Genomic DNA, 18,672 nt, shown 5'->3' with positions numbered 1-18,672 from the left:
TCGTGGATAAGCAATAGACTTAAAAAAGTGTGGCTAAGGCCATCTCGTCACGGTATCTAAACACTGACCTTAGTAATGATGGACGCTATTATAGAAGTATTTTGTGTAATTGATAACTTTTGTCTGTTTTTCTAGCCTATTTATGAACAATTAACCCAGTTTTTCGATATTTATCAAGATTTAGAGCTGCATCGCAATCTCAACAAAGGCTTTTGCAAGTGGTGTCATCTGCTGCTTGTTTTTCACAGCCAAACCAATTGAACGTTTGATATTCGGTGACAGGGGCCGTTTTACGATATTGGGATACAGTTGCAGAATGTTCTGATCAAGGGATAAATCAGCCACAATCGATACCGCTGCATTGCTATTTACCATATTTAAAATCGACAGAATTTGAGAGAGATGGTACTTCACTTGAGGTGTTAGTTGAGCTGCACGAAACAATTCCAGTACATGATTTTGACTGCCTGCACTGGTCAAAATAAAAGGATAATCCATCAATTCCTCTAGTTTGACCGCAGCTTGTTGGGCAATCTCTAAATCCGCTGGTAATAAAGCAACAAAAATATCTTCCAACACAGCAAAGCTATCAAAGCGGGGTTCTGGCAATACTACAAAACCAAGATCAACTTTGCGTTCATCTATCCATTGCATGACCTCTTTATCGGTACCTTCCATGAGTAATACGTCTACATCAGGATATTGCTGCGCAAACTGTTTTAAAATCAGTGGAATCAGCACATTGGACGATGATGCACCAAAAGATCCAATCCTTAAGGTCCCAGTTTTTAGACCTTTGAGATCCATCACTTCTTGATGAATAATGCTAGAAACATTCAAGATTTCATTCACATAAGGCAGTAAACGTTGTCCTGCAGCAGTTAACTCCACTTCATTGTTATTTCGATAAAACAGCTGAGTTTCCCATTTCTTTTCCAATGCTTTGAGTGCATGTGAAATTGCAGACTGTGAAATATTCAGTTGCTGCGCGGTATAGGTAAAATTTCTTAATTCTGCCAGCTTTGAAAAGATTTCAAGTTGAGTCAGCGTCATAACACATCATTCATGAGTAAAAGCTCATTTTACTATAAAAATAAATTAGTTTTACGATTTAGTTTGATTCTGTTTGGATTAAACATCTCATGCGCCACTTAGCCATTTCCCTTTCCAGTTCTACGGTTTATTTTAAGCTGGTCTGTGTCGCTTTGATGTGGGGAGGCACCTTCATCGCAGGACGTATTGTTGCAGCAGAGCTCTCTCCAACCCTATCTGCATTCTTACGTTTTATGCTCGCCGCACTTCTGCTCATTCTCTTATTGCTGAAGACTACGGGCAACTTTCCAAGCCTTTCAGGCCAACAGCATTTTTATGCCATGTTAATGGGGTTAACAGGAATCTGTGCATATAACCTATTTTTCTTTGCCGCATTATCTCGAATTGAAGCAGGCCGAACCGCATTATTTGTGAGCTTATCACCAGTCCTGACGGTTTTGGCCATGCGGATATTCTTTCAGGAAAGGCTGAAAAATATCAATTATTTCGGGGTTTGCATTGCCCTAATCGGAACCCTGACCGTGGTAAGCAAAGGTGCGTTTTTTAGTGCCTTGCAGCAAACCTTTGGTCTGGGGGAAATAATGATGTGTGGTGCCGTATTGAGCTGGGTGATTTATACGCTCAGCTTTAAACAAACCCAAGCTTCTGCATTGACCATGACCACCTATGCGGTACTTTGGGGTACAGGTTTTCTTTTAATCAGTGCATGGCCTGAATTGGGTTATCACGTGTTGACGGATATTTCATGGCGTAGTTGGCTATCCATTCTCTATTTAGGTGCTTTTGGGACAGTATTGGCATTTATTTGGTATGCACAAGCCATTCATCGCATTGGGGCATCAAAAACCATTATTTTTACCAATCTAGTCCCTATTTCTGCAGTTTTATTGGCATATTTTATTTTGAAAGAACCGATCACATGGTCTATGGCAGTGGGTGCAGCCCTCAGTTTCATCGGTATCTTGTTAGTTAATAAACCCTAAAAACAAAGTGCTATCTATCATCTTTAAAAAACTTAGCCATTTAGCTAAGTTTTTATTGATATACGATCAACAAATATACAATATTTAGCTCTATGGCTAAGTATGATTCTAAACTCGATTTGTTATTCAGTGCTCTCAGTGATCCGACGCGTAGAGAAATACTCACTCAGCTGTCTTTCGGGTCAGCATCGATCACTGAACTGGCTGAACAGCATGATATGGCCCTGCCATCTTTTCTAAAACATTTAAATAAATTAGAGGAAGCAGGACTTATTCACTCAGAAAAAAATGGACGAATCAGAACTTGTGCACTGAGCCCCGAAGCATTCACCCCTATGCAACATTGGTTAAGTGAGCAACGGGCAATATGGGAACAAAGACTGAATCAATTTGATCGTTACGCACTCGAATTAAAAAGGAAAAGAGAAAATGAAACTGGATCCAAAAACTGACTTAAAACTCGAAAGAGTGATCGATGTACCACGTGAACTGGTCTGGGAATGCTGGACCACCCCAGAGCATATCAAACACTTCTTTATTCCTCGCCCCCACTCGATTAAAGCCTGTGAGATTGATTTAAGAGTCGGCGGAAAATTCAATACCGTCTTTGATGTTGATGGTAATGAAATCAACAATCAAGGTGTTTTTTTAGAGGTGATTGAAGGTGAAAAACTAGTGTTCACCGATACCTATACGGAAGATTGGAAACCTGCTGAAAATCCATTTATGACTGCAATTCTGTTGCTTGAAGATGCAGGTAGCGGAGCAACCAGATATACCGCAATTGCCAGACACCGTAGTGCTGAAACCCGCCAACAACACGAAGACATGGGTTTCTTTGAAGGTTGGGGAACCGTGATTGATCAACTGGTTGAGTATGCTAAAGGACTAAAAGCCTAATCTATTATTTACACATCAAAAACACCTCAAAGCCCAATCATTTACGCGCTTTGAGGTATTTTTTATTGCTCCAATCAAATTCGCCCAACTTCTAAATACGGAATCAAGTTCTTATCAAAGTTGGGACGTGGATCACCCAGAAAACTAATAAACCCATGCATGCCTGTTAATCGTTCACCCTTATAAAACTGATTCAGCTGAAAACGTGGATCTTGATGCGATAAGGTAAAGCTGACAATTCCTACACCTCGTTGCTTAGAGAGTTTCTGCGCATCTTCAAGCATTAAATGATGCAGTGCCAACTGCTGTGGATGGCACAACAAGCTGTGTAACACATGATATTTTAAGGAATCACCAAGTTTAGGTAATGGCATGCCTTTAGTGACTTTGGTCAGTAAATTATAGATCGGGCGCAGTACACCTATTACTGAACTATAATGCAAAATTTTAGTTTGTTTAAGCGCATGCTGATCCCATAATCCAAACATGCCAACCAATTTTCCATCTTGAAAATAAAGCTGAAAGTCCGAGAGTTGTAGACCTGTAAAATAATGATGTCCTGCCAACAATTCTTCAAAATTATAGGCAGGGATAAAATTATAATGCTGCGACATTTCAGCAATAAATCGGGTCATTACCTTAATATGTTCAGCGCGCGCCACACAGGACTTAATCTCGCTAATCTCTGTTTTAGCTTGAATTCTTTGGGTTAAAAAAGCCTTAATTTTTCTTTTAGCCCCCAAATGTGTCAGGGTCAAGGTTTCAATTAATCCCTCATCATAATAATCAGGAATGCCTGTTTTACCCGTTTGTATTGCTGCTCGTGCGGCATGATTATCATCAAAGATGATCATTTGGCTAAAATTAGGATCATGCATGGTTTGTTTGACATGGACACCTAAAGCCTTGACCAAAGATTTGCCGCGATAGTTTGGATCGACACGTAAATCACTGGCATAACGCACATTCTGTATTGTTTTATCGACATAACACGGGCGATGGCCATTGCTATAACAAGCCACATTTTTTTGACTTTCAGTATCTTCAATCACTACATGTAGCTTATGTCGATACAAAATATCTGAAGCTTTAAAATAACTCGGTTCACGCTGAAAGCTGATTTTCACCCCTTTGGTGGTCATTGGTACCGCAATCAATTCACGTAAGGCTTGATCATCAGTTAAGGTTGCTTCACGGGTAAGCAACGGATTGCTTTGAGTATTTGGTGGATTTGTTTTCATTAATTATTCACCTGTTGCATATTTTGTGTGGACACCAAATCATTGAGGTGCCCCATTTGATCTAAAAGCTGATAAACAAACACGATTTCATCCTGCTCATTCACCGTTTTCTGAGTTTGCACATCTAATAGCTTTTGTTCTGTATTGAGCAAGTCAAAAGTTGTTTTGGTCCCCAATTCAAATTCTTTACGGGTATAGACAAAGGCAATCGATGCTGCATCAATTGCGTTTTGCAGTGCCTCTTTATTTTGGCGAATGGTTTGCAATTGAGCATAAGTCGTCCGTGCACGTTGATTCAGATCCAACTCAAGAGTACGAATCTTTTGATTAGCCAAATCAACATCTGCCTGTGCTTTTCGAATATTGGCGCGGTTTAAACCATCGTCATAGAGCGGCACATTCAGTTGAACCCCCACCATATAGTTGTTACTTTCTGAACCAATATAACTGGCCTCATGCTGAGCACCTGCACGACTGGTCAACATCACTGTGGGCCAAAGCTCTCGCTTGGTTAAAGCGTATTGTTTCTCAGAAGCTTGTTTCTCATATTTGGCACGCAGTAATGCCGGATGATTCTTGGTTTTGACCAAGATCTCATCAAGATTATTGGAAATCTCTGGTAGACGGTTAACAGCTGTTAGATTATCTGCGGTTAAACCCGTGATTTGAGAAAACTGAGCTTCGCTCACCGTAAGATTCGATTGCGCTTGCGTGATATCGGCCTGACCCTGAGCAACCTGAGCCAGCACTTGTGCCAAATCTGCGCGGGTAATCATCCCCACATCAAAACGTCGCTGCGACTCATACAAGGAACGTTGAAGATTGGACATGGTTTTCTTTCGGAGTTCTAAAATCGCTTTCTTCTTTAACACATCGGTATAGACCATCACCGTATTTAAAATTGTTTCCGAGCGTTGATCCGACAAGCCTTGCGACTGTGCAGAAAGCTGGTTCTTGGCGACATCGATTCCTAGGCGATGTCGCCCTGATGTATAGATAGGGTAATCCATTTGTAATTGCAAACTACGACCTTTTCGGTTTCCTTCAGTCGGAAACATAACATTGGTCGGTGTTTCAACTCTTTCATAATCAAGTTGTCCAACCAAGTTCACTTTGAGTCCGTCACGTTGTTTTGCCTGTTCCAGCATCGCTGTTGATTGATTCACACTTAAACGGCTCACCTCCAATTGGCTTTCATGCCTTAAACTTGCTGACAAAGCATCGTCTAAAGTCATGGCAGCAATTGTATTTGAAACCAATAACAATCCCGTACATAGTGCAATATGCGAGAGCTTAGAAACTCGATGGTTAAATTGCGTCATCCCTTTCTTCATAGTTGTTCCAAACTATTCAGGGTGATTTTCTTTAACGGCTCAGGCTTAATATTACCTTCGATAATGCCGTCAAACATCACCAACTTTTTATAAGCATTCCAACCGTTATTGGCTTGACGAATCTGAGGTTGATCCAATTGTCCAAGATTACGTGCCAGCTCATAATGAAAGTTTTGACGCAAAATTTGATCAATATAATCATCATTAATACTGTGATGAATCTCACCCTCAAACAAAACACAATAGAATGGCTTAACTTGTTGCTCAGTATCAATCGCCAACAACGAGATTGCTTTAGAGTCGGTTTCATTCAGTTGTGAAAGCAACTGTTGTGCCGTTTCTGGGGCAAGCTTCTCTCCGACTAAATCCACCCCAAAACGGCGGCCTTGAAACTCAAAACACGGTACTTGTTCCAGAAAACTGGTCACCCTTAAGCAGTCATCAAGGCAATAACGTAATAAACCATTGCCTGATGTGATAATTGGACTGACCACATCCCCAATCTTCAGCTTCCAAGATGGAATGATTTGTCCCGTTTTTTCACCTTCTAAATATTCAAATTCATAGAAATGACTTTGATAGGCCAATGGATAATAGTCATTATAAGGAATAGTGACTACGCCTTCGGTTGCCCATAAGCCTTTGCCTTCAAACTGTACTGATGGCAGACGTTGTTTTAGTTTTTCTGCCCAAGCTTTGGAACCTGCAGTATCCCAACTCGATACCAAACTTAATTTAGGCCATAAGGTGTTAAAATCGATGTGTTCGCCATTTGAGCTGTCAACCAAACACTTTGCACTTTCTGGACTGAATGGCACTTTGACTTCTTTTAATGAAGCTTGACGCGCTCCCCATCGACCTGTTTCTAAAACTTCAATGACTTCTTGTTGCATTGCCTCTAAACGATCTAAAAGTTGCAAAGCAAAGGTTGGACTCCATACTGAAATCATGGCCAGATTGCGGTTGGCAACCAGATAACAAATTGTCGCAAATAACGCATCATCGGCATTGGCAGCAAAAGCCACATTGCTCGGCACCGCTTGGGTAAATTTAGATAATATACGCTTACCAATACCCAGTAATGCACTGTCATCATTCAGATTTTTATCTTTGAGTACTTCACGCTGGCTTTCTGGTAACCATGAAACAGACCAATAATGAGTACCTGAACGTAGCTGTGGGCATTTACGATAGAGGCTCGCCATCCATGGTGCAATTGCGTGATCTAGTTCATCTAAAAACAGTTTGGTGTAAGGGATAAATTTGATTTGCTCACTTGAGCCACTGGTTGGCTGGAAACGAACTAGTTTACTGCTTGAGAGTTGTAATTCTTGGTTTCGATAACGCTGAATATTCTCACGCCATGCAGCGTAACGTGAAGCAGGAAACGCATTCACAAATTGTGCATAATCATGAACCCTCTGTTCTTTTGCAAAATGAGAGCTTTGCAAGATTGAACTCAGGATTTGACGTTGAGTTTCTTCTAGACGATTAGATTGCTTTTTAAAATCTCGGTCAGAGACATCACACCATTGTTTTAAAATCAGGTGTGATCCCGAGGTCAACCATTCATTATGTTTCATTGGAAGACCTCACGATGATTCACTGATTTTTTTAATACTGCTTCACAACGCCCCTTGCTGGCAGGCTTAGTCATTAATTTAACGGGGAACCGTGCAAGATCTTTCCAACCTAAACGGCCAATACAAGGTAGCTCTGTGCCGACAGTCCATGTTGGATTCTTTTGTTCAAAGAAATGAATATTCGGGTTTTTCTCTCTCATTTCCTCAGTAATCGGAGCCACTTCACCTTTGAGTGGTTGATAGTCATTTCCAAAATTTAATAAACCAGCTTCTTTATCATAATATTCACCAAAGAAGTTTTCACAGTAATGTTCAATCACACTAGAAAGGTGCTGGTTCTCGTCATTGATATTTGGGTAATACACATAATAGTTATTGGCGAGTAGTAAATAGGTTTTATAACCTTTGGAAATCAATAACCAATACAGTTCGTTAAAGGGGTATTTGACACGTAATTTAATCATCAGCTTGAGCATGGTACTTTGCAATGTACGTGTGCCCCAATATGCTCTAAGGATAACGGTGTCACCACTAAATAGAACCGTGTAGTCCTTACCATTCAGATAAAAATGCTGAACAACCACAGTGGAAAAACCAACAATTTCATCGGTTTCCGAGTTAAAGATTAAGATGGCACCACTTTTCTTTTTGAAATCATCCGCAAAGATGGAAAACTTGGTATTTTCATAATATTGCTCGTAAATCGAATACATGACTTTTAGCCGATCAATATCGATTTGTTCTTTCTCGACATATTGACCATAGGTAGATTCTTTATTGTTGAATCTTGAAATCAGTTTATATGTTGTATTAATCATCTGCTTCAACCTCTAAATTTGGATATACACGTTCCCCTATCTCATAAAGAAATATAAAAACTCATATCGCTGTTCTTTTTATGACGGGGTATGTTGTTGTATACGATGCCCCGATTATTTTTTCGTTATATGAAACAACCCTCTAGCATTAAATATCTACATATCCATTTTCTTCCCCCTATCCATAAAAATGGTTAAGAAAGCCGCCACAAACATGATGATGGCCAACATACGTAATAAATCATTGAAGCTTGACGTGAGTGCTTGGTAGTGAATATCACGGTAAATCACACTGAGCGCGATTTGTTGAGCATTACTCCCAACCTCTTGGTATTGCGCTGTTAATTGGTCTAATCTCTCAATGAAGATCCAGTTCTGTGGGTTCATATATTGATTCAATTGAGTTACGTGTATTGCAGTCAACCAATCTAGCGAGGAGTTGATCAATGCCAATCCAACAGCACCACCAATATTGCGCATCAGGTTATAAATACCACTGGCATCGGCAACTTTGGTTAATGGCAGCGTACTCATTGCCAAATGTGAGACCACGATCAAACAAATCATCAGACCAATGCCACGATAAATTTGTGGCCAGAACATAAAGTCATAATCACTGTGGATACTGAGATGTGAATTAAGCCAGACCCCAAAACCCGCCAAGATCATGCCAACAAATACGGTTTTTCGGGTATCAAAGTTTGGAATTAACCATGCAAGGAAAGGTGCAAAGCAGAACATCACAATCCCTGTCACCATCATGATATGTCCGATTTGACTGCTGTTCATTTCTCGGACTTGCCCAAGAAACACAGGAATCATATAGCCCAAGCCATATAAGGCCATACCAATCACAAACGTAATGATGCAGCTTAAAGTGAAGTTTTTGTTTTTAAATACACTCAAATCTAAGAGTGGTTTGGGTTGGGTAAAACTGCGTGAGAAGAAGATCATGCCACCAATCAGGCAAATGATAAAAGCAACACGGACACCTGTATCAGCGAGCCAATCATGTCGCGCTCCTTCATCCAAGAAATACTCCAAACCACCTAAGAACATGGCCATACCAATCAGGCTGAACCAGTCCATGCTTTTGATGAGTGAATAATTGGCGCGATCTATATTTGGACCAGAGTAAATAATCGTCGCAATCAAAATACCAGGGATGATGTTAATCAGGAACATCCAGTGCCATGAAAAGTTATTGGTCAACCATCCACCTATGGTTGGACCAATGGCAGGACCTAAGGTACTGATCATGCCAAACATCACCAATGGCAAAGCACGTTTTGCTTCAGGGAACAGCAGATATAATGCCGTCATTGAGGTAGGGATCATACCGCCACCCATAAAACCCTGAATTGCGCGGAAAACCAACAGACTTTCTAGATTCCATGCCAAAGCACACAGTAAAGAACTAATGGTGAATCCGATCGCACAAATGGTGTAATAAATTCGAGTCGAGAGCACCCGAGACACAATACTGGACATTGGAATGGCAATAATTTCAGCAATCAAATAAACCGTTTGCACCCATGTCACTTCATAACGGCTAGCACTCATGCCTGCCTGTACTTCATTCAAAGAACTTGCAACAATTTGAATATCCAGAATTGCCATGAAATTACCAAAAATCATGGCAGCAAAAATCAGCCAAGCTGTTTTTGGCGCAAACTTCCACTCATCTTGGTTCGGTTTATTCATTTTCTTATACCCAAAACTTTTCTGATTAAGTTCTTAAATCAACAGTCGCGCTGACGGACATTCCAGGTTTTATAAGATCAATATGTGGACTCGAATCAATTGCAATCCGCACAGGGATACGTTGCACCACTTTATTAAAATTCCCTGTCGCATTATCGGGTGGCATCAAGGAAAAAGTTGCACCAGATGCAGGAGAAAAGCTTTCAATTTTCCCTGTGTAGGTCAGACTTGGATAAGCATCTATTTTTAATTTAACTTCTTGTCCAATATGCATTTTTTCGATTTGGGTTTCTTTGAAGTTTGCTTGTATATACAAACTTTTCTCAGGAATAATCGCCATTAAACGTGTTTGCGGTGAAACACGTGAACCTTTCTGAATCGAAAGACTGCCGACTTTTCCTGTAACAGGACTAATCACTTTTGAGGACGAAAGATCAATTTGATACAGGTCTAAAGTCGCATTGGCATTCTGAATATCTGCCAGTAATTGCGCACGGCTGGCTTGTAAGCTACCCAATTGAGCTTCAGCAGCATTCACCGTTGCCTGTGCTTTACTCAGCTGTGCCTGAGCCGTTAAATATTGGGATTGTATGCCTTCAAAATTTTGTCGGGTAATCACCCCGTCTTTAAGCAAATCTTGATAACGATTGAAATCTTTTTTCAAGCGAGATAAATCTGCTTGGGCAGCAACCACACCACTATTAGCTTCACTAATCGATGATTTTGCGGACTTTTCATTCTGTTGCTGCACAGCAAGCGCAGCTTGTTTTAAGGTGACAACTGATTTCGCCTGATCATAACGTGCCTGATAATCACGATGATCTAAAATAGCCAAAGCCTCTCCTTTTTTCACAAACTGATTGTCATTAATAATCAATTCAACGACTTCACCTGAGATTTTTGGCATCACCCAAGTGACATCAGCTTGAACATAGGCATTATCGGTAGATTGATAGAATCTATAGACCAAAAAATAATACGCGATGCCTAAGATCAGAAATAAGATGAGTACACTAAACACAACCCAAGTTATTTTTTTTCGACTTTGGAAATTAGTATCAGTTTCGAGCTGAGCTACGTTATCCATATTTATTCCGCTATTTTGTAATATAGAGTTTTTATTTTGAGCCACGGTTAAATGGTCATCTTTTCACGTAACTTTTCACTTAATTATGTATAAATAAATAGTTACAATGTAATAATTGGCGCAAATTATCATTCTTAATGGAATAATATGTCATTGACCATTTATGCATATCATTTTTCTATTTCTGCCAATTGTTCGAATGGTATAAAGCTTTTATGAAAGATTTGTGAAATTCTAGCACAAGCACAAATGATTCGTGTTTTCATTTGTAAAAAAATAAACCTATGCTATTGTTTAATTTAAATAAATTATTAAATTCAGCTTCACTATTATTTTTACCATTGAGTTTAATTCTTTGGTCATTTTCATCACTACCTGAACATAAAAATGTGGTAATGCTAAAAACTCAAAGCGTTATAGAAATGTAATTTTTGCAAAAAAGTTATTTTTCTCCTATTAATTTTTATATTTTAATTCAATCAAATTGTGCGCTATCGCACAAATAGTTTTTGCAAAAGTGAATAAAGTATTTAAGCTAAAGAAATCATTAGAATTAATAACCTAAATGTGCTAATTCATTCTTTGCATCGTAAAAATTTAAAGTATTGCTAAATACTGCTGTTTATAGGTCTTGTTCAGATGTGAACTATATCAACTTAGATACCGATAAGTTGTAATCTGATCAGACAAAACAACCAGAAAATTGGAAAAATAATATTGATCTAAAAAAGAAGGACTGCTTATGGATTCTGGACTAATCACACTTTTTCTACCTATCGCTTTGGCGATTGTCATGGCTGGGCTAGGTTTGGAGCTCACACTCAAAGACTTTGCACGGGTGAGTAAACATCCCAAAGCGGTGATCATTGCTTTGTTTTGTCAGCTTATTTTATTGGTCGGCATTGCATTTTTAATTTGCAAAATATTGGCTTTACCGCCACTTCTGGCAGTCGGTTTGATGTTACTTGCAGCTTCTCCAGGTGGATCAACCGCAAATCTATTCAGCTATTTATATAAAGGTGATATCGCACTAAATATTACGTTAACCGCAATTAATGCCATTATTGCCGCCATTTTTTTACCGTTTATTGTCAATTTCTCGATCCTGCATTTTATGAATGAAGGCCAACAAGTCGGACTACAATTTGCAAAAGTCCTGCAAGTCTTTGCCATCATTCTGGTCCCTGTTTGTATTGGGATGTTGATCCGTCATTATGCGCCGCATACCGCAGAAAAACTGAACCGCCCTGTGCGTATTTTCGCTGTGGTTTTTCTTCTGATTATTATTTTGGGTGCAATTATCAAAGAACGAAATAATCTGATCGAATATATCGGGCAAATTGGCTTTGCAACTGCCTTATTTTGTGCAATTAGTCTATGTGTTGGTTATTTTGTACCACGACTGTTTGGGATCAGCTCTTATCAAGCTCGTGCATGCGCGTTTGAGATTGGTATTCATAATAGTACGCTGGCCATGACCATTGCACTCACCATTATGGCAAGCACGACCATTGCCATGCCTGCTGCAGTCTATTCAATCTTTATGTATATTTTCGCAACTATTTTTGGAACTTTGATTACGCGATTTGGCGCTCAGGAAACGATAAAAGCTTAACTTTTTCAAATCATCACAGCCATAGTATAAAAGAACATGCTATGGCTTTTTTTAAGCTCCAACTTTATTCACTGCTTCCAACTGATTTCTAAGTGCTTTGGCCGGCCATGCTTTTGGTGTGATTTCAGCTTGTTTAATTAACTCAATCAGCTTTTGATTGATTGGCGCTTTTAAATTTAGTTGCGTTGCTAAACGAACAACCTCTCCATTAATCCAGTCAATTTCCGTTGCTCTCTCCGCCATAAGATCATCTGCCATTGAAGATCGAGCCAGTGGATCAATTGCCAACATTTTCTTGCTCAGCAGATTGAAAATAGAATTTGGCAGTTTTAATACATATGGGACAAATTGTGCTGGTATCGCTGTCAGTTGAGCAGGTTGAATTTTAGCAATTTTAAGAAGACCTAAGGCTTCCATCTGTGCCATTGCCAAACATTGACGATAGGCTCGAATTGAAAGTTGTTGTTTAAGTGGAAACTGAGATAAAGCATTCACTGAGTTATTCAGATTTAGCAATAACTTTGCCCATTGAATCGCCTGCATATCATCTTCAAGTCTCAGTTCAAGCTGAGCACCATTAAATGCGGTAACAAGCTCATTCAAGCCAGCATGTTTTTTTACATACAAGGCCCCTTCTGTACCTTGATGAAAAATTCCATTTCCTAAAGCAGCGACATTAAAAGGGACCATACCTTCAAGAATTGTATGGCCAAACAACACTTGTTTTAGAATACCAACATTACTTAAACCATTCTGAAAACTAATGATGATGGGTTTTTTCTTTAGAATATCTTTTAACTCATGTGCAACTTGTTCGGTTGCGGCAGACTTTACACAGACACAAATGATATCAGCTTGAGCAGCAATGTTTGGATCAATGCTAAGTTGCAGCTTACTTGCTGGAACACTATTTTCTTCACCTAGATAGTCCGAAACAGTCAACCCATACTGTTGCAACTGTTGTTGTATTTTCGGGCGTACAATAAAATCAATATCATACCCTGTTGCTGCTAATCGTCCACCAAGATAACATCCAATATTTCCAGCCCCATAAATACATATTTTCATTGATTTTCCTCGCTGGATTCTATTTCTTAACAACATCACTTTAACCCGAAACATGAAGTTAAGTTGTCACTTGGCTGACAAATTTATTTCTAAGCAAAGAATTTAATATTGAGTCATGCTCATTCAAGAACATCTTCTTTTTCTTTACTTTTTAGTGCCCCATGCCATTCTGCCAATACGTAACCCATTCCGTAAATATTATGGATGAGTTTAGGAAGAAAATTACGGTCAATCTTATTTCTTAAACGACTAATCGCTACTTCAATCATTTTCGTGTCTGCATCGTGGGTTATATCCCATATCTGTGACGCGATTAATGCTCTAGGTAAGACCTCTCCACGTCTACTCATGAATAGCTCAATCAGAGCATATTCTTGAGCCGTAAGATTAATCCGCTGTCCCGCTCGGCTGACACTACGTTTCCATAAATCAAGTTCAAGGTCGGCAACACAAATTCGGTTGATTTCATGATTCCACTGCTCTCTACTCAATAGACCTTTGATCCGTGTGAGAAGCTCGACCAAGGTAAAAGAAAGGCCAAGCCCTTTCATTCGATCTTCTATTTGATCGCGTGCAATCAAAAACAAAATAGGCATAGTTTTTCCATTCTTTCCAACATCATGCAGAATGTTCCAGCCATTTAAACCAGCAAACATGACATCCAATACCACTAAATCATATTCGTTAAACAATACCGCGAGATGCTTACCTGTTATTTCATCTGTGACCCAGTCGATCATATAACCGGCTTCGGATAATGCTTGGTTAAGATAACTCCCTATTTTTTGCTCATCTTCGACTAGTAATATTTTCATCTTAAACCTGTTAAAGCACTGCTTAAGAAGATAATAACGTTGTACAACTTTAAATAGTTTTGAATGACATAAATGTAATTTTGGTGTCATTTCAATGTTCATTTCTGCAAATAACTCAATATGAAAATCCAGCTTTTGGAGCAAAACAGATCCGCAAAAAGATGTTTCAGAACGTTTCACTGAATTTATCAAAAATAAAAGCCCAGCAATTGAGCTAGGCTTTTAGGTATTGCAACAGCAAGATTTATTGAAGATCAGGATCTGCCAATAAAGTTGTCGCGGCGAGTTTTCCAAGATTATTCGAAGCCAGCGGACTATCACCTGTTAATAGTTTACGATCTTGATGAACCTGCCCTGTGATACCTTTATTCAAGATTTCGACCCCAAGTTTTTCAAGATTCTCACCCACCAACCAAGGCAATTGTCCTGGCATATAGCCGATATCAATATTTGCACCTTTGTCTAGGGAGTCAGGAAACACGCAAATCTGATAATCTTTAAAAATATAGTCCTGTGAAGTCTCATCTACAGCTGCTGCAAGCAATGAAGCTGGCCCATGACATAGCGTAATCACATATTTATCATTTTTAATGGCCCACTTTAATAGCTGTTTGACTTCTTTGCTTTCTGGAATCTTAGCAAGGACACCATGCCCACCTGGAATAAAGATACCTGCATAAGGCGAATCTGCACTTAAGGCTTGTTCCAAAATATCTGCCAACTTCAGCGGCGCTTTGAGTTGTTTTTCATATTTTTTAAAAGTATCTAAGACCACTTGTTCTTCATGTGGCATCGCCCACATTTCCAACTTAACTGGATTGCCCGAAAGTGTTGCCACATCAAAGGCAAAGCCCGCATTATCCAAGTGAAACATTGGCAATAACATTTCAACTGGATGATTGCCTGTAGAAAAGAATTTTTCGTTTTGCATCAAGATATAACGTTCATCTGTTGCAATCATTAAAATCTTTTTATCGCCTTTGTATGGGTTTGGATAAGTCGTGCCATCATAGTCAGTTTTTGCCGAGGTGTATTGGCTCAGCGAATATGGCGATGGGAAAAAAGCATTGTCTTCTGCATTGTCTGGACTTGGGTTGCGATCATCAGGATTTGTTGTCATTTTCAGATTCCTCTTCAGGTCGTTATGTTTATATGCATACTGCTTGAGTCACCTGCCACACTCAAGTTTTGAGTATGAACAGGCATGGATTGAACACAATTAGGCAAATTCAGATTTAATTTCGAGTACCACTTTGCCCGTATGTTGACTGCTCTCTAGGCATTGATGCGCCTGAGCCACGTCATCAAATGCAAAGGTTTTATAGATTATTGGCTTACATTGATCCGCTTCAATTAACGGCCAGACAAACTGCTCAAGTTCTTGGGTAATTTGAGCTTTTTCAGCATTGGTTCTGGCACGCATGGTCGAACCAGTCACTACCGCACGTTTTAACATCAATTCTTGTATATCAAAGCCATCGACTTTTCGCCCTCCCATAAAACCGATAATCACCAAACGTCCATCTCGCTTTAACAATCTCAGATTTTGATTAAAGTAAGCAGCGCCGATAATATCCAAAATTACATCTACACCTTGACCATCGGTTTGGGCCAAAACCTCTTTTTCAAAATCCTGTGTTTTGTAGTTAATCACTTGTGATATTGAAGCTAATTTTTCAACTTTGTCATCACTTCCAACCGTAGAGAAGTTTTTAATGCCCATTGCATGACACAAGCTGATTGCTGTGGACCCAATACCACTGGCCCCACCATGAATCAGTACGGTTTCATTCTTTTTCAACTGCCCAATCTGAAATAGATTGGCCCAAACGGTAAAATAGGTTTCAGGGATAGCAGCCGCTTCGATAAAACTCAGATTCTTTGGAATTTTTAAGGTTTGATTGGCAGGTACTGCACAGTATTCCGCATACCCACCACCATTGGTCAGTGCACAGACTTTATCACCGACTTTAAACTGTGTGACGTCATCACCCACTTGACTAATTATTCCTGAAACTTCCAGCCCAGGGATGGGTGTGACCCCTTTAGGCATTGGGTATAATCCTTGGCGCTGTAAAATGTCAGGTCGGTTGATTCCTGTTGCGTAAACTTCAATGAGCACTTCATCTGCTTTAATCTCTGGTCGAGACCCTTGTGTCACTTGTAATACTTCTGGACCACCCGCTTGTGTAATTTCGATATATTTCATTTGTTCTACGCTATTTTGATTCATTTAATCATGACTCCGTTTCAGTATTAAATTCAGCATGTTTGGGTGGAAAACCAAACTGCTTTTTAAATTCTCGGCTAAATTGAGAAGAGCTCTGATATCCAACAGCATAAGCCGCTTGAGCCACACTTTGGTCTGCGTTTTGCAACAATTGTTTTGCCTTATGCAACCGAACCACTTTTAAATATTGCAAAGGAGAATGTTGTGTGACTTGTTTAAAAGCTTTATGGAAGGCAGAAGTACTCATATTGGCTTGCTCTGCGAGCATCTCAACGGTTAATTTCTCGGTAAAATGATGTTGAATATATTCACAAATTTTATAAATCGGTCTGAGATTGCCCTGAGCGACCAGACCTTTTAAGGCATCAGCACCTGAATGTTGAATCACCCGATACAGCAACTCCCGTTTAATTTGATCTCCCAAGATCAATATATCTTGCTCGGAAGTTAGGGTATTTAATAAACGGATGAGGACATTCGATAGCGTTTGATCATACTGAATCACACTCATTCCTGTGGTCAGTGGCTTAAACTGGTAATTTTCAAAATAGGTTTTAGCCAATAGTTCATTCACCATATCCGCTTCCAATTTCATACTGATCGCAATCATCGGTGCTTCTGGACTGGCAATGGTGTCACAATCAAATGGCATTGAAACTGAGACGATCAGACATTCAGCTTGTTGAAAGGAATAGGTTTCCGTGCCGATATAGCCTCGCTTCTGACCTTGTAAAACAAACACCAAGGTTGGTTCTTGTAGTACTGCAATCGGTGGTGTGTTGTGATCAACACGCATCAGGGTAATGCCATCAATGGCTGTAGCAAAAAAGCCCTCTTTTGGGATGAGTTTTAGAAATAAGTTGATGAGTATCTGGTCATTCATCATATGTCATCTGATGATTAGAAATGTGATTTTTATTATTAAATAGCAATGAGATAAAAACTGTTAGTTTTATGCAGAATTAGGCATGGAAAAGAGAGTTTTGAGAAATTTTTTAGAATTACCCTCAAAAAAATCCTTTAATCTATCCTCAATATGTTCAGGTTCCCAAACAGCTGCTCTTTCTAAGCTTTTGCACTCGTCATAGCCTGCACTAATCTCAAGACTGGTTCTTGAATCATAGATAGTGAACTCCTTAGTAAACATATCTTGTTTAAAGAATAAAGGAAAACTTATATGATTCGAATCTAAGTTACGATTGCCTATAATTTCCCATCTACTAGATGTAATTGCATGTTTCATTACCCAAACTTTAAATAAAACATTTTTTCAATAATTTGATCAATATCTAATAAAGGCTGAGATGTATTTAAATTATAAAAAGCGAATAAAAGGTTAGCTAAAACTCGACCATAGCAAAAATAATTATTTGAAAGTTTTATGAGCAAAATATCTCCTTCCTTTCTTTTAATACGTTTATTTATTGCCATAAACTCTTACCTTACTAAGTTAAATAACATATTATTTTTTTATTTAAATCTAAACTAAAATTTATACTGTTAAATACTATCAATGACTATACCAAATATTTGGACTAATAAAACTGACTCGAATCCAGCATTTGTAAGGTAATCTTTTTTACTTCATCACGACTTTGCATAATATGCGCTTCGATTGCATTGATCGCTTGTTCAGTGTGCCGATCGAAAATAAAACCTAAGATTTTTTGATGTTCCTGATAAGTTGCCTCAACTCGATAATCTTTGGAAAAATCCAAACGGCGGATGATACGGATTCGCTCACTCAAATCCCGATGAATCCTCGCCATTTCATTATTGCCCGAAGCTCGGACCAAAGCACAATGAAAATCTTCATCTTGCTGAGAAAGTTGTTTAATGTCTTTTAAATACTCAGAAGGTTGCACTAACCACAGGTCTTTTAACACCGACAACTCAACCGAGTTATGATGATCGATTTGGCAAAGCTTTCGAATCGAATCTTTCTCCAAAACAATACGCACATCATAAAGCTCTTCATAGTAACGAAAATTGAGCGGACGAATCTGCCAACCGCTCCGAAAGCTCACATCAACATAGCCCTCTTGTTGCAAACGATATAAGGCTTGTCGGATGGGGGTACGACTCACATCATAGGCTTTAGCAACTTCAGACTCAGTAAAACGTTCACCTGGCATCAATTTGAAATCAAAGATGTCATTCTTGATGCGTTGGTAAACCAGCTCAGACAAATTGTCTGAGCCTTTGCTTGTGTTGTTTATGTTGATGTTCGCTTCTTTCATT

The 18,672-nt window shown here is 39.1% G+C and carries 19 protein-coding genes; 4 read left to right on the top strand and 15 right to left on the bottom strand.

Features of this window, described 5'->3' with window-relative positions:
• Positions 1 to 180: 180 nt before the first annotated feature.
• Positions 181 to 1,053 (bottom strand): LysR family transcriptional regulator, encoded by an 873-nt coding sequence (locus tag A7P55_RS15495; protein WP_171552786.1) that lies wholly within the window; start codon positions 1,051 to 1,053, stop codon positions 181 to 183.
• An 89-nt stretch (positions 1,054 to 1,142) separates the two neighbouring features.
• On the opposite strand from A7P55_RS15495, the gene A7P55_RS15490 reads away from it, so the two are divergent.
• The 3 genes from A7P55_RS15490 to A7P55_RS15480 all read left to right on the top strand — a co-directional run bounded on the left by A7P55_RS15490 (position 1,143) and on the right by A7P55_RS15480 (position 2,936).
• On the top strand, positions 1,143 to 2,036 hold the full coding sequence (locus A7P55_RS15490; RefSeq protein ID WP_171552785.1) for a DMT family transporter: 894 nt from the start codon (positions 1,143 to 1,145) through the stop codon (positions 2,034 to 2,036).
• A gap of 92 nt (positions 2,037 to 2,128) precedes the next feature.
• Positions 2,129 to 2,488 (top strand): metalloregulator ArsR/SmtB family transcription factor, encoded by a 360-nt coding sequence (locus tag A7P55_RS15485; protein WP_171552784.1) that lies wholly within the window; start codon positions 2,129 to 2,131, stop codon positions 2,486 to 2,488.
• Positions 2,466 to 2,936 (top strand): SRPBCC family protein, encoded by a 471-nt coding sequence (locus tag A7P55_RS15480; RefSeq protein ID WP_171552783.1) that lies wholly within the window; start codon positions 2,466 to 2,468, stop codon positions 2,934 to 2,936. Before A7P55_RS15485 ends, A7P55_RS15480 begins: the two co-directional genes overlap by 23 nt.
• 74 nt (positions 2,937 to 3,010) lie before the next feature.
• Here A7P55_RS15480 and A7P55_RS15475 read toward each other — a convergent pair whose 3' ends face one another.
• The 6 genes from A7P55_RS15475 to A7P55_RS15450 form a co-directional block, all read right to left on the bottom strand.
• Positions 3,011 to 4,177 carry a hypothetical protein gene (locus tag A7P55_RS15475; protein WP_171552782.1) on the bottom strand — a complete coding sequence of 389 codons (1,167 nt, stop codon included), beginning with the start codon at positions 4,175 to 4,177 and terminating at the stop codon, positions 3,011 to 3,013.
• A complete protein-coding gene (locus A7P55_RS15470) occupies positions 4,177 to 5,511 on the bottom strand; it encodes a TolC family protein (protein ID WP_216078068.1) in 1,335 nt (444 codons plus the stop codon). The genes A7P55_RS15475 and A7P55_RS15470 overlap by 1 nt, the downstream gene beginning before the upstream one ends.
• Positions 5,508 to 7,094: a GH3 auxin-responsive promoter family protein gene (locus A7P55_RS15465; protein ID WP_171552781.1), complete on the bottom strand. Its 1,587-nt coding sequence runs from the start codon at positions 7,092 to 7,094 to the stop codon at positions 5,508 to 5,510. The genes A7P55_RS15470 and A7P55_RS15465 overlap by 4 nt, the downstream gene beginning before the upstream one ends.
• On the bottom strand, positions 7,091 to 7,912 hold the full coding sequence (locus tag A7P55_RS15460) for a hypothetical protein (RefSeq protein ID WP_171552780.1): 822 nt from the start codon (positions 7,910 to 7,912) through the stop codon (positions 7,091 to 7,093). The genes A7P55_RS15465 and A7P55_RS15460 overlap by 4 nt, the downstream gene beginning before the upstream one ends.
• 156 nt (positions 7,913 to 8,068) lie before the next feature.
• Complete coding sequence (locus A7P55_RS15455; protein ID WP_023269721.1) at positions 8,069 to 9,616, bottom strand: DHA2 family efflux MFS transporter permease subunit; 1,548 nt, start codon at positions 9,614 to 9,616, stop codon at positions 8,069 to 8,071.
• A 25-nt stretch (positions 9,617 to 9,641) separates the two neighbouring features.
• On the bottom strand, positions 9,642 to 10,703 hold the full coding sequence (locus A7P55_RS15450; protein WP_171552779.1) for an HlyD family secretion protein: 1,062 nt from the start codon (positions 10,701 to 10,703) through the stop codon (positions 9,642 to 9,644).
• Positions 10,704 to 11,445: 742 nt separating this feature from the next.
• Between A7P55_RS15450 and A7P55_RS15445 the strand changes: the two genes are divergently transcribed.
• On the top strand, positions 11,446 to 12,318 hold the full coding sequence (locus A7P55_RS15445) for a bile acid:sodium symporter family protein (protein WP_004806888.1): 873 nt from the start codon (positions 11,446 to 11,448) through the stop codon (positions 12,316 to 12,318).
• Positions 12,319 to 12,369: 51 nt separating this feature from the next.
• Here A7P55_RS15445 and A7P55_RS15440 read toward each other — a convergent pair whose 3' ends face one another.
• From A7P55_RS15440 to A7P55_RS15405, 8 genes are all read right to left on the bottom strand, one after another.
• Positions 12,370 to 13,386, bottom strand: a complete 1,017-nt coding sequence (locus A7P55_RS15440) for a 2-dehydropantoate 2-reductase (protein WP_171552778.1) — start codon at positions 13,384 to 13,386, stop codon at positions 12,370 to 12,372.
• A 119-nt stretch (positions 13,387 to 13,505) separates the two neighbouring features.
• Positions 13,506 to 14,201 carry a winged helix-turn-helix domain-containing protein gene (locus A7P55_RS15435; RefSeq protein WP_171553264.1) on the bottom strand — a complete coding sequence of 232 codons (696 nt, stop codon included), beginning with the start codon at positions 14,199 to 14,201 and terminating at the stop codon, positions 13,506 to 13,508.
• 244 nt (positions 14,202 to 14,445) lie between these two features.
• Positions 14,446 to 15,321 carry a glyoxalase III HchA gene (gene hchA / locus A7P55_RS15430; RefSeq protein WP_171552777.1) on the bottom strand — a complete coding sequence of 292 codons (876 nt, stop codon included), beginning with the start codon at positions 15,319 to 15,321 and terminating at the stop codon, positions 14,446 to 14,448.
• Between the two features lie 99 nt (positions 15,322 to 15,420).
• Entirely contained in the window at positions 15,421 to 16,434 is a 1,014-nt protein-coding gene (locus A7P55_RS15425) for an NAD(P)H-quinone oxidoreductase (RefSeq protein WP_171552776.1), read from the bottom strand.
• Positions 16,435 to 16,438: 4 nt separating this feature from the next.
• Positions 16,439 to 17,317 carry an AraC family transcriptional regulator gene (locus A7P55_RS15420; protein ID WP_171552775.1) on the bottom strand — a complete coding sequence of 293 codons (879 nt, stop codon included), beginning with the start codon at positions 17,315 to 17,317 and terminating at the stop codon, positions 16,439 to 16,441.
• A gap of 66 nt (positions 17,318 to 17,383) precedes the next feature.
• Complete coding sequence (locus A7P55_RS15415) at positions 17,384 to 17,674, bottom strand: hypothetical protein (protein ID WP_171552774.1); 291 nt, start codon at positions 17,672 to 17,674, stop codon at positions 17,384 to 17,386.
• A complete protein-coding gene (locus tag A7P55_RS15410) occupies positions 17,674 to 17,862 on the bottom strand; it encodes an Imm26 family immunity protein (protein WP_171552773.1) in 189 nt (62 codons plus the stop codon). The genes A7P55_RS15415 and A7P55_RS15410 overlap by 1 nt, the downstream gene beginning before the upstream one ends.
• A 104-nt stretch (positions 17,863 to 17,966) precedes the next feature.
• Entirely contained in the window at positions 17,967 to 18,671 is a 705-nt protein-coding gene (locus tag A7P55_RS15405) for a GntR family transcriptional regulator (RefSeq protein WP_171552772.1), read from the bottom strand.
• Position 18,672 lies beyond the last annotated feature (1 nt).

The sequence above is a fragment of the Acinetobacter sp. Ac_5812 genome, assembly GCF_013072695.1.
Classification (GTDB): Bacteria; Pseudomonadota; Gammaproteobacteria; order Pseudomonadales; family Moraxellaceae; genus Acinetobacter.
Note: the sequence above shows the minus strand (reverse complement) of the source record. Positions and strands in the feature narration are given on the sequence as shown.

What these genes read in the sequence shown, in the direction of transcription:
- A7P55_RS15475 (WP_171552782.1), bottom strand. Translation starts at nt 4,177, where the DNA reads ATGAAAACAAATCCACCAAATACTCAAAGCAATCCGTTGCTTACCCGT.
- A7P55_RS15490 (WP_171552785.1), top strand. Translation starts at nt 1,143, where the DNA reads ATGCGCCACTTAGCCATTTCCCTTTCCAGTTCTACGGTTTATTTTAAG.
- A7P55_RS15410 (WP_171552773.1), bottom strand. Translation starts at nt 17,862, where the DNA reads ATGGCAATAAATAAACGTATTAAAAGAAAGGAAGGAGATATTTTGCTC.
- A7P55_RS15470 (WP_216078068.1), bottom strand. Translation starts at nt 5,511, where the DNA reads ATGAAGAAAGGGATGACGCAATTTAACCATCGAGTTTCTAAGCTCTCG.
- A7P55_RS15495 (WP_171552786.1), bottom strand. Translation starts at nt 1,053, where the DNA reads ATGACGCTGACTCAACTTGAAATCTTTTCAAAGCTGGCAGAATTAAGA.
- A7P55_RS15415 (WP_171552774.1), bottom strand. Translation starts at nt 17,674, where the DNA reads ATGAAACATGCAATTACATCTAGTAGATGGGAAATTATAGGCAATCGT.
- A7P55_RS15455 (WP_023269721.1), bottom strand. Translation starts at nt 9,616, where the DNA reads ATGAATAAACCGAACCAAGATGAGTGGAAGTTTGCGCCAAAAACAGCT.
- A7P55_RS15480 (WP_171552783.1), top strand. Translation starts at nt 2,466, where the DNA reads ATGAAACTGGATCCAAAAACTGACTTAAAACTCGAAAGAGTGATCGAT.
- hchA (WP_171552777.1), bottom strand. Translation starts at nt 15,321, where the DNA reads ATGACAACAAATCCTGATGATCGCAACCCAAGTCCAGACAATGCAGAA.
- A7P55_RS15445 (WP_004806888.1), top strand. Translation starts at nt 11,446, where the DNA reads ATGGATTCTGGACTAATCACACTTTTTCTACCTATCGCTTTGGCGATT.
- A7P55_RS15465 (WP_171552781.1), bottom strand. Translation starts at nt 7,094, where the DNA reads ATGAAACATAATGAATGGTTGACCTCGGGATCACACCTGATTTTAAAA.
- A7P55_RS15420 (WP_171552775.1), bottom strand. Translation starts at nt 17,317, where the DNA reads ATGATGAATGACCAGATACTCATCAACTTATTTCTAAAACTCATCCCA.
- A7P55_RS15440 (WP_171552778.1), bottom strand. Translation starts at nt 13,386, where the DNA reads ATGAAAATATGTATTTATGGGGCTGGAAATATTGGATGTTATCTTGGT.
- A7P55_RS15450 (WP_171552779.1), bottom strand. Translation starts at nt 10,703, where the DNA reads ATGGATAACGTAGCTCAGCTCGAAACTGATACTAATTTCCAAAGTCGA.
- A7P55_RS15405 (WP_171552772.1), bottom strand. Translation starts at nt 18,671, where the DNA reads ATGAAAGAAGCGAACATCAACATAAACAACACAAGCAAAGGCTCAGAC.
- A7P55_RS15485 (WP_171552784.1), top strand. Translation starts at nt 2,129, where the DNA reads ATGGCTAAGTATGATTCTAAACTCGATTTGTTATTCAGTGCTCTCAGT.
- A7P55_RS15460 (WP_171552780.1), bottom strand. Translation starts at nt 7,912, where the DNA reads ATGATTAATACAACATATAAACTGATTTCAAGATTCAACAATAAAGAA.
- A7P55_RS15435 (WP_171553264.1), bottom strand. Translation starts at nt 14,201, where the DNA reads ATGAAAATATTACTAGTCGAAGATGAGCAAAAAATAGGGAGTTATCTT.
- A7P55_RS15425 (WP_171552776.1), bottom strand. Translation starts at nt 16,434, where the DNA reads ATGAATCAAAATAGCGTAGAACAAATGAAATATATCGAAATTACACAA.